Source organism: Pseudomonas sp. A25(2017) (assembly GCF_002001065.1).
Taxonomy (GTDB): domain Bacteria; phylum Pseudomonadota; class Gammaproteobacteria; order Pseudomonadales; family Pseudomonadaceae; genus Aquipseudomonas; species Aquipseudomonas kilonensis.
Window position 1 is genome coordinate 1 of the sequence record NZ_MUOA01000137.1, and the last position, 10,884, is coordinate 10,884.

Annotated in this window: 7 protein-coding genes; 5 read left to right on the top strand and 2 right to left on the bottom strand. The window is 52.5% G+C overall.

Annotated features, from left to right (window positions below):
* A partial coding sequence (locus B0E42_RS29340) for a hypothetical protein (RefSeq protein ID WP_139353249.1) occupies positions 1 to 316 on the bottom strand: 316 nt, incomplete at its 3' end.
* A gap of 37 nt (positions 317 to 353) precedes the next feature.
* Positions 354 to 920, bottom strand: a complete 567-nt coding sequence (locus tag B0E42_RS30995; RefSeq protein ID WP_139213006.1) for a hypothetical protein — start codon at positions 918 to 920, stop codon at positions 354 to 356.
* A gap of 169 nt (positions 921 to 1,089) precedes the next feature.
* On the opposite strand from B0E42_RS30995, the gene B0E42_RS29345 reads away from it, so the two are divergent.
* The 5 genes from B0E42_RS29345 to B0E42_RS29365 form a co-directional block, all read left to right on the top strand.
* Positions 1,090 to 2,607 (top strand): hypothetical protein, encoded by a 1,518-nt coding sequence (locus tag B0E42_RS29345; RefSeq protein WP_018610542.1) that lies wholly within the window; start codon positions 1,090 to 1,092, stop codon positions 2,605 to 2,607.
* Positions 2,608 to 2,653: 46 nt separating this feature from the next.
* Positions 2,654 to 5,041, top strand: a complete 2,388-nt coding sequence (locus B0E42_RS29350) for a hypothetical protein (protein ID WP_077508800.1) — start codon at positions 2,654 to 2,656, stop codon at positions 5,039 to 5,041.
* 72 nt (positions 5,042 to 5,113) lie between these two features.
* A complete protein-coding gene (locus B0E42_RS29355; RefSeq protein ID WP_077508802.1) occupies positions 5,114 to 7,510 on the top strand; it encodes a hypothetical protein in 2,397 nt (798 codons plus the stop codon).
* Positions 7,511 to 7,550: 40 nt separating this feature from the next.
* Positions 7,551 to 10,445 carry a hypothetical protein gene (locus tag B0E42_RS29360; RefSeq protein WP_077508804.1) on the top strand — a complete coding sequence of 965 codons (2,895 nt, stop codon included), beginning with the start codon at positions 7,551 to 7,553 and terminating at the stop codon, positions 10,443 to 10,445.
* A 123-nt stretch (positions 10,446 to 10,568) separates the two neighbouring features.
* A partial coding sequence (locus B0E42_RS29365; RefSeq protein ID WP_139353249.1) for a hypothetical protein occupies positions 10,569 to 10,884 on the top strand: 316 nt, incomplete at its 3' end.

Consider the following 10,884-nt stretch of genomic DNA (forward strand, 5'->3'; position numbering starts at 1 on the left):
GTTTTTTTTCCTTCATATCCGGAAGCGAACCGCTGCCGGTGACTTTGAAGGTTTCCCCGGTGCTCAAGGCCAAAATGTTGTTGGAGGGCGTGAACTGGCTCAAGTTCAAGTTCCAGCCCACCCCGAAACCGGAGTCCAGGATATTGATCGGACTGAAAGTCAGGTTCAAAGGGAAGGCCGGGCCGCACAGCCAGTTACTTTGGACCTCGGGCAGGTCGATGGAAACGGTGTATTGCCCGGTGCGCGGGTCAACACCGCCTTGTACGTAGCTCATGAAGCCGAAGGCTTGGGAATGTACGGTACTGGAAGTGGTCATGGTCAATCCCTCGTTACTAAGATCAAGGAGTTGAAAATTAAGGCGAAGGAGGTACGGCTGAAGTTTGTATTCGGATGCAAGAGAGCTCGTCTCTGAATGAGCTATTTACTTGCAGATCGACCATTTGCAGTCCAGGTTCGATTATCTGGTTTTTTTGAAAGGTGGTGAGGTATTCAGTTTCAATAATCGACGTGCTGGTTTGTTTCTTTATTGTTTTTAGTGATATCCATGTGTTTTTACTGTACTTTCCGCAATCTCCGCTATCGCCTAAAAAAATGGTGGTGGCTGAAGGCAATTCAGCCAGTTGGATTGAACGGGTTTTGTCATTCCAGCCAGAGCACCCTGGCGGGGTCGGGGGGTTAACGAAGCTGTAAGTTATGGCTGTACCCGGTTCTGGCACAATCAGTCTGCAAATACCATTGTCCTTGTCCCTAAGTACAATTGTGCCGGTTGCCTTGTTTTGTTCGGGGGAACTGGTCGCTTTTTTATTGTTGTCGTTGGACCGGGGGGGAATAGAAGGGCTGGTCTCCGAAAATGCAACGACTGAGTAGATAAGATTGTTAGCCAACAATAAGCTGAAAGCGATCGCCTTGACGGGGTTCATGGTCACTGTCCCATATCGAGTGGTGGCTGATGCGGAAAACTAAACATAACGTTATCATCGAAATGAGCCCTTGAAACCTAACAGTTCTGTTAGTAGACAGCGTTCCCCCACGAAACCTACAGTGTCATCGCTGATGTTCTCTTGAATTTGAATACTCAAGGAATAAGTCATGGTGGACTCGAACTTACGCCCAGAGCTCCCAGCCCAGCAGCCGGGGGATTCTGATGAAAGAGGGCCAGAATCGCTTCGAGCATTCTGCTACGCAGGAAAACATCTCCAAGTCAGCAAGCTGCCGGTCCCGCACATAAAGGAATCTCACGACCGGTCGGTGAAAACCGCCGATGTCACTTCAGCAGGCGCCACGGCTGTGGTACCGCCCTATCAGGCCATGCGTGTCGGGGATGAGGTCATCTTCAGTTGGCAAGGCTACTTCCAAGGCGTACCGGAAACTGTGTATCAGGAGTCCAAAGAAATCAGGGCTGAGCACTTGCACCAGCCGTTGACGTTCACCGTGCCCTATATCGAGATTGGTTCTATTGAGGGTGAATATGCCGATATCAGCTATCGCGTTGAGTATGCTGAACAGCCCGCACAGCCCAGCGAGTCCGAACAACAGCGGATTGACATCGTCGATCCCGGTTCCGCTTTGTTGCCTTCTATCACGGTCAAAGGCCATACCGCAGGCCCAATCAACCCGGGACATTACCCTGATGGCCTGACCTTGCAAGTCAAACCGTTTCATCCGGACCTCCAGGATAACGATTGGGTGCTGTTGTATTGGACCGGTAGCGAGAAAATCAAGAGTGTTACCAAGGCCCTGCGGGTCGATCGTTCGACATTGGATAGCGGTCTTTTCGAGTTTTATATCGAGCCGCACTGGCTGACAGTAAACAGCAACGCCCAGGTAAAAGTGCTTTATCAGTACGCCCGGGCCGGTGTTGCCCTGTCGGCTGAGCCTTTACTGCTGGATATCAGCAAGCCACTGCACCTGCCCGCCCCGATTATTGAAGATGTCACCCCGGGTGCGGACAACCATGGGACCTGGGCAGCGACTACCAATGGGGCTTATGTCAATGTGCCCGATACGGCGGAAATCGGATCGGGCAGCGTAGAGGTGCATTGGCAAGGGCATCCAAATGGTGGGCGCCATGTTGCGACTGATCCTGTTTCGGGCAGACGTTTTCACATTCCATCCACTGCTATTGCAGCCAACATGTCGACCGTCGCACAGGGACGTTATTTCCCGGTGTTTTATTGCGTCGACGGTGAACCTTCTGTCCGTTTCAACCTGCTTGTCGAGCCGTTGCCTGCGACACGCTACCCGTCTACAACCTCCGTGCACATCTCGGGCGGTCAGATGAGTCTGGCCGCAGTGCCGTTTAGCGGCGCGGATTTGATCATCGAGTCTTCGGGTTTCGATGCTTGGCCATTCATGGCAGTAGGGCAGCTGTTGATGATGGAAGCCACTGGCGTCGACGGCAACGGTAATACCTCATACCCCGTACGTAATGCGCTGCCGGTTACAGACGCTGAGTTCAGAAACAAAAAAGTAACAGCAAAGCTGCCAAAGCAATTTTTGGAAACACTCATGCTTGGTGAACCGTTTTCACTAAAAGCACGCGTCAGCTTTGACGGTGGTGAAACGTTTACGAGCTTTAAAGATACCACTGCAACGCTGGTTCGCTAAACCGGAGTACAAGCCGCCGGCGCTATTATCGGTGAGAGAGGTTGTCATGGAAATCAATTCTGTAGATACGCTGTTGGACTGGCTCAAAGTGGAGCCTCGGACATTGGGCTGGGGTGCGGTGCTGGCCTATGGACGCAGTGAGACCAATAAGGTGTTGTTGCAGGAATACATCACCCGATTCGGCACTGAGCATTACATGCAACCGATCACCGAAGAAATTCGGGACAACACCACACCGACGCAAAAGGATTTTCTGCATAACTACCAAATGGACGCGCCGCGACTGTCCTTCATCGGCGCTAACTTGCAGACGTCGGCAGCGAAATTAACAATGAAGGAGGTCGGTGGTACCCACCTGTCTTTCACCAAACAGGAAGGTGCCCAACAATGGTCGCTGACTCGAATTTCCGAGAAAAACGTACTGGATGGTCCAGGGTTGAAGTTTGATATCAATCTTATGGAGAGCACGGGGTCGGTTACCTCGGCGGGGCGGGTGGAGCTCGATATCTCGAAGGGTACGAATTATCGGTTGATTGACATGCCGTCCGAGCACTTGCAAAGGGTGGCGGGTGAGCGTTTCAAGACACGCTTCAGGGTGTTGCCGGAAGACCAGAAAATCTTTGTGCTGAACGAATTGAAGTTTGAGCCGGATCAATTTCTAAAGCCTTCGAAATTCGTTATTCGCACTCATAATAAACAGGGTGCCGGTGCCAGGTTGTTGGCCAATGAAGATGAGGGAGAGGGGGCGGTACTGGTTTTTGTCGCCATGGAAGGAGATGATAATGGGACGGCACCTATCGATAATGCGGACCTGAAGTATTTGTTGCCGGATGGCCATTCGGCTACAGCGTTGTTGGGTAATGATATGCTGTTTAAAAAAATAATTAGGGAAGGGGTTAGGAGAGCACACAACCTAGAGAATCCGTTTTGGGTTGAGTTCGATGTTGTCAATGGCTTCGCTGAAGCTACTGGCTATGGAGGGAGGGGGGCTTACCAGAGAGTTTTTTATAGAGCACCTCCTACTGAGGAGCAGTATCTTGATGAATTTAAGTTGATATCTTTAATTACGAATTTCTCAGATAACTCGGGAGCGCCTACACCAGGAGTGGCGAATTTTGTGGTTCGAAACCTGGCTGGGGAGCTTGCATTGGCGTGGAGTGGTGATAAGGAACAGCCCTGCATTGCTTATTATCGGAATCCTTTATCCGCCAAGGTAGGTAATTTATGGACTGCATGGGATTTGTTATGGAGGTTTCAATTTGAGACAGAGCCGGGAACTGGGAGCATCCTCCTTAAGGTTAGCTCTAGAAATGAGGTTATAAATGGAGGCATAGGAACATATCAGCATCCACCTCTAGTGCAAGAGTTTCCGAAAATAAAGCCGGAACTCGAAAAAGAGCTTCGGACGGTGTTGGGTCCAACGGTCGAACAAATCATTAGTCCTGTGACGGAAATTAACGTTTTTACCCTTAACAGCTTACTGTTCCGCAGCAGCGATTCAGTAAAATTCGACAGCGTTTATTTTCCTGGCGATCTGGCCGCATTCGGCCACGTCAGCCCCACACAAACGGCCTTCAGCATCACCGACCTGGAGCCGATCATCCCCCACACGGTGCCGTGGCAATTCAACACCGAACCGGCTCGCACCAATTTGACCTGGTCGGTGCGCAATATCCTCGGCGAGACCGTGCCCAAGGGAACCATCACTAATACGGGTCGGTATACCCCGCCCACCGCCGCCGAGATGCCACGCAGTTCCATCCGAGTGGTGGTTACGGCCACCGACGGTACCCACACCAGCTCGGCGCTGGTCGGCATCACGGCCCGAAGTCTTGCCGTCAACCCGTTGATCATGATTGCCACAGCCGGCGACTCCCTGGCCCATGACGTGTCAGCCGGCGCCGTGGACGGCGGCGCCTTGACCTGGTCCATCCAGGATCCGACCTCAGGTGCCGTTGTGAGACCGGACCCGGCCGCCGACAAGGACCACAGCTATGTGCCGGGGCCGCCGATCGCCAAGTCACCGCCCACCGTCGATACGATCGTGGTGACCAACCCCCGGACGGGGTTGAGTGAAACGACGAGAGTGTTGGTACTGCATCGTGCGCCAACGATTGAAGTGGTGATCAATGATGCGGTGAGTTTGCCGGAGAACCAGCTCCAATTGTCGATCATGGGGGAGGACGGCCCCATCAATCCCGGCGATTGGGGCGAGGAATGGCAGGTATTGCTGGGCAGCGGCTCGGCGCAAATGAATGCCGCCAGCGGTGTGCTGACGTTGAACCCTGCCGGGCCGGACAAGTTTGTGGTCATTACTGTCCTGGTGCCCCCTGCAAGACCAGGAGGGGCTTCGGAGGACGGTTACATCGTCCTGCCGTTACCGTTATTCAGCGTGCCCGAAACGATCCGGATGTTCCGTGCCGATGGTCAGTAAGTTGCCCGGGCCCTAAACCGTGAGAGTCAGGATTTGGAGGGTGAGTTCATTCTCAACCAAAGGATTACTACCATGGAAATCAATTCTGTAGATACGCTGTTGGACTGGCTCAGAGTGGGGCCTCGGACATTGGGCTGGGGGGCGGTGCTGGCCTATGGACGCAGTGAGACCAATAAGGTGTTGTTGCAGGAGTACATCACCCGATTCGGCACTGAGCATTACATGCAACCGATCACTGAAGAAATTCGGGACAATACCACCCCGACACAAAAGGATTTTCTGCATAACTACCAAATGGACGCGCCGCGGCTGTCCTTCATTGGCTCCAACTTGCAGACGTCCGCAGCGAAATTAACGATGAAGGAGGTCGGTGGCACTCACCTGTCTTTTACCAAGCAGGAAGGTGCCCAACAATGGTCGCTTATTCGAATTTCCGAGAAAAACGTACTGGATGGTCCAGGGTTGAAGTTTGATATCAATCTTATGGAGAGCACGGGGTCGGTTACCTCGGCGGGGCGGGTGGAGCTCGATATCTCGGAGGGTCGTAACTATCGTTTGATTGACATGCCGTCCGAGCACTTGCAAAGGGTGGCGGGTGAACGTTTCCAGACACGCTTCAGGGCGTTGCCGCAAGCGCAGAAATTTTTTGTGCTGAACGAATTGCAGTTTGAGCCGAATCAATTTCTTAAACCTTCAAAGTTCGTTATTCGCACCCATAATAAACAGGGTGCCGGTGCCAGGCTGTTGGCCAATGAAGATGAGGGAGAGGGGGCGGTACTGGTTTTTGTCGCCATGGAGGGAGATGCTAATGGAACCACGCCCATCGATAATGGAGATCTGAAATATCTGTTGCCGGAGGGATACTCAGCAACGGTGTTGTTGGGTGATGCCATGCTGTTTAATAAAATAATCGCTGAGGGGGCGAGGCGAACAAATACTATAGAGGATGCGTTTCGCGTGGAGTTTGAGGTTGTCAATGGTCTGACTGAAATGATTGGTTATGGAGGGAAGGGGGTATATGCTAAAAGATTTTATGAGGGAACACCTATTGATGGGCGTTATATTGAGTTCATTCAAGTAGTATCGTTGATTACCAATTTTTCTGACCAAGGGGGAGGGCCGCAGCCAGGTTTAGCGTCATTTCGTATTCGACGCATGCCGGGGGAGATTGTCCTGGATTGGCGTGGTAATAAAGAGCAATCATGCATCGTGTTCTACAGTCTGTATCCAGGCACCGAGGATGGTAACTTGGGGTCGGCATGGGAGTGCGTGTGGAGATTTCAGTTCAAGATGGAACCGGTAACCGGAAGGGTCGTCTTGGAAGTTGTTCGTGAGAGCGACCAGATAAGCGTTGAGGTAAACATAGGGACATTACAAAATCAGCCACTTGTAGTGCGAAATTTTTCGCAGATAAAAGCAAACTTTGAACAAGAGGTTGCAGCACTATTGCGTCCGACTATTGAAACGTTTATTAGTCCGGTGACGGAAATTAATATTTTTACACTTAACAGCTTATTATTTCGTGGTGACAATTCGGTAAAAATCGACAGTGTGTATTACCCTGGCGACCTGGCAGCATTCGGCCACGTCGGCCCTACACAAACCGCCTTCAGTATCACAGATCTGGAACCGATCATTCCCCACACGGCACCGTGGCAATTCAATACCGAACCACCTCGCAGTAATTTGACCTGGTCGGTGCGCAATATCCTCGGCGAGACCGTGCCCAAGGGAACCATCACTAATACGGGTCGGTATACCCCGCCCACCGCCGCCGAGATGCCACGCAGTTCCATCCGAGTGGTGGTTACGGCCACCGACGGTACCCACACCAGCTCGGCGCTGGTCGGCATCACGGCCCGAAGTCTTGCCGTCAACCCGTTGATCATGATTGCCACAGCCGGCGACTCCCTGGCCCATGACGTGTCAGCCGGCGCCGTGGACGGCGGCGCCTTGACCTGGTCCATCCAGGATCCGACCTCAGGTGCCGTTGTGAGACCGGACCCGGCCGCCGACAAGGACCACAGCTATGTGCCGGGGCCGCCGATCGCCAAGTCACCGCCCACCGTCGATACGATCGTGGTGACCAACCCCCGGACGGGGTTGAGTGAAACGACGAGAGTGTTGGTACTGCATCGTGCGCCAACGATTGAAGTGGTGATCAATGATGCGGTGAGTTTGCCGGAGAACCAGCTCCAATTGTCGATCATGGGGGAGGACGGCCCCATCAATCCCGGCGATTGGGGCGAGGAATGGCAGGTATTGCTGGGCAGCGGCTCGGCGCAAATGAATGCCGCCAGCGGTGTGCTGACGTTGAACCCTGCCGGGCCGGACAAGTTTGTGGTCATTACTGTCCTGGTGCCCCCTGCAAGACCAGGAGGGGCTTCGGAGGACGGTTACATCGTCCTGCCGTTACCGTTATTCAGCGTGCCCGAAACGATCCGGATGTTCCGTGCCGATGGTCAGTAAGGTGTCAGTCGCTAATGCGAAGAATAGTTGGAGAATGATCATGTCGAATTCACTGCAAAATTTGCTGAATCGTATGCAGGGGCGCTCTATCACTCACCAGTGGGGAGCAATCGTTGCATTCAGTCGTGAGCAACTCAATCGCTTGCTGGAAGTGCAATATTTAACCTGGTTGCACGACGGACGCTTCATCCCGCCAATCAACGGTGTGGCGTATATCGACGATCGAACGGAGTCGATGACGTTGGATGGCGTACTTCTGGGCAAGCCAGTGCTGTCGTTCGAAACGGCATCGCTGAACGAGTCCAAGGTGACCTTGACCATGAACCTGGTCGCGGGCACCTATACCGCCAAGAGTCACCCCGTTGGCGGTGGCGCGGTCCGCTTGCTTTCCAGCTTCACTATTACTGAAGCGATGGGCTACAAAGTCCAGATGAAGCTCAGCCTGAACCAGATTGAAGGAGAAGTGGATAAACGGGGGCGGGTGACGCTGGATGTGGCGAGCGACCTGTCGATGACTTGCAACCTGGGAGGAATGCCCGGGGTCGACAAACACTTGGCGGCATTAATTCAAAGCCGCTTGGCTGTGCTGCCGCAGGATCAGCGTATTTTTGAGCTGGGGTTGTTTGACTTCAGTGGTTACAACCCTTTGAGCCCAACGGGATTTTACATTCGTACGCAGAAGGCCCCGGGTTCCGATGACCCGGCTGACGGCGCGGTGTTGCTGTTTATTCGGCTGAAAGTCCACGATGAAAATGGAGCGGGAATTCCTATCGAAGGCAGCGACTTCCCTTATCTGATCCCGGACGACAAGGTGGGTGGGCGACGTCTGTATTCGGCTTCATTGGTGCTGAACAGCGAATGGATTGAATTGCTCGACGAAGTGCAGCTTGACGTGCTGAAGAACCTGCTTTTTCCAAGCGATAACTTCTTCATCGAAAGTCAGAATGGACGGCATACACCTCATGATTTATTGGTGCTGGGTAATATTGGACCGAAGTCCGATACGGTGACCGTCGAACCGGCGTTCATCAGCCTGAAGAGCGGTGGTTTGCCCCAGGCGTTTGTCGCGCGCAAGAGCGACGGATCGAGCATTAACGCTCAATGGACTGTAACCAACCCCCTTAGTCCGCTTTCGGTTGGCACTATCACGACGGGTGGGGTTTATACGCCGCCGAACCGAACCCGAATGGGGAAAGAACAACAGCCCATCGTAGTAACCGCTCAATACACGATGGGGGGCAAATCGCAGACAAGCTCAGCACTGGTGCTGGGTGTTTTCGAAAGTATGAACATTACACCGCGGGTTTGCTTGCGCGGGGTTGGCAGTAATCCAACCCCCGTTGAGTTAACTGTGACGACCCTGGGTAATGGGAGCCTACGCTGGCCCACACTTTCTCCGAATGAAGGGATGCTCGATGTCATCGATAACAATCACGCGATCTACACACCGCCTACTAGTCTGACCGACCCGTTGGCGGTGCAGAGAATCATCGTGACTGATCAGCAGAGTAACGAGACGATTGAAGCAACAGTTGTGTTGATGAGAGCAGCGCACACGCTGCCGGTAGATCCGCCCTATGTCGCGGCGGTAACGGCTGGCGATCCGATCCAGTTGTACGCTGATTTGGAACCTGATGATGAGGTTCGCTGGGTGGTTATCGGTGAAGGGGACGTGGATGACAATGGCGTGTTTACACCACCGACCCAGCCCACATCCCGAATCAGTGTGGTGAGGTGTTCCTATCTGGTGAATGGTTCGGCCAGGTCTAGCGGTCTCAGCGTTATCCAGCTCTCCGAACAAGTGCAACCAGAACCGCATTGGCGAGAGCTTGGAGAGTTTTCAATCGCCGTCAATAACGGTCTGGACACTTGTTTCAGCAATGGTTTTCAACAGATTCCCGTCACCGTGACCATTGCAACGCAGTCAGTCACCGTTGGTGGTGCGGAGCTATACATTCCCGTGAGTGATGCCGAGTTGGCTACGCTCAGGTTGGTCGATAAAATAACCAACAATGCGATCCCTTTTATACCGGTAGGCCAAGAAGGTATTGAATATGGCAAAGACACTCGATGGGCCGTGAGCAAAATAAAAAACCGCTTCAGGTTTTTTTCGGCCACTGCAACGCGAACCTATCCACTGGCACCGCCGACGCCAAAAAATAATGGCGTACGTTATCGTGAACTCTATCTACATCTTGCCTACGAAGGTGGCCGGACCTTTTATGCACAGTTTGATTCGCCTTACGGTACGCAAAACTCAACTGATGAGAAAACTGAAAATTTTGAGGTGACGGTGCAAGGTGTCCGTCCCGCGACTCCGTCGTTATCTAACTATGAGTTTAAACGTGAGCGCAAATGGCAAGATGAGGATGGGCATGATGAACCTCCCAGCAATGCGCATCCGGAATGGGATTATTTTAGCTACTATCGTCAGTCGATTGATTACTGGTATTTAAGCTATTTACGGCGTGGCGTCGATTCAGTTCTTTTCGCCACTTTATCCATTGAAAATAATATTTCAACCATGCAATGGGAAAGTGAGCTGATCGATGAAACCTTTTTTAGTTACACCGGCTATGCTTTCAATCCTGCCAATTTTGAAAATAGCGACAGCCCCGTGCCCGAAGGTTTGTCTTTTGATCCCTATTTGTGGGGGTTGATGAGGAACTACCAGAAAAATCTCAAGACTTCGTTTGACGGCGAACGCCCGGCGCAAGGTGAGTTGATTATTAGTTTGCATCGGACGGATGATGTGAATTATTGGTATGACGGGCTGGCGAGCGGCGATAAGCGAAAAATGTATCGCCAGCAATTGGACCCCAGTGTTTATCTTATATTGCTCGACGAAGAAGGGAATCGACATTCCCTGACCGTTGGGTTTGACTCGTCATCCAATGAGAATAGCCGTAATAGGTTGATGCTGAGTCGGAGATGATCAGGGCAGGATGTTGCGTCTTTGATCGACTAAACAGGCATTCGCATATTATGGCCAATGTATTCCATTGTATGTTTTCGAGTGTCTGGAGATGTTGAGTCTTTATCTTTGAGGATAGGTAGCATGACCACTTCCAGTACCGTACATTCCCAAGCCTTCGGCTTCATGAGCTACGTACAAGGCGGTGTTGACCCGCGCACCGGGCAATACACCGTTTCCATCGACCTGCCCGAAGTCCAAAGTAACTGGCTGTGCGGCCCGGCCTTCCCCTTGAACCTGACTTTCAGTCCGATCAATATCCTGGACTCCGGCTTCGGGGTGGGCTGGAACTTGAACTTGAGCCAGTTCACGCCCTCCAACAACATTTTGGCCTTGAGCACCGGGGAAACCTTCAAAGTCACCGGCAGCGGTTCGCTTCCGGATATGAAGGAAAAAAAAC

Excerpts from the sequence above, each read along its gene's own strand:
- B0E42_RS30995 (WP_139213006.1), bottom strand. The coding sequence starts at position 920 with ATGAACCCCGTCAAGGCGATCGCTTTCAGCTTATTGTTGGCTAACAAT.
- B0E42_RS29345 (WP_018610542.1), top strand. The coding sequence starts at position 1,090 with ATGGTGGACTCGAACTTACGCCCAGAGCTCCCAGCCCAGCAGCCGGGG.
- B0E42_RS29350 (WP_077508800.1), top strand. The coding sequence starts at position 2,654 with ATGGAAATCAATTCTGTAGATACGCTGTTGGACTGGCTCAAAGTGGAG.
- B0E42_RS29355 (WP_077508802.1), top strand. The coding sequence starts at position 5,114 with ATGGAAATCAATTCTGTAGATACGCTGTTGGACTGGCTCAGAGTGGGG.
- B0E42_RS29360 (WP_077508804.1), top strand. The coding sequence starts at position 7,551 with ATGTCGAATTCACTGCAAAATTTGCTGAATCGTATGCAGGGGCGCTCT.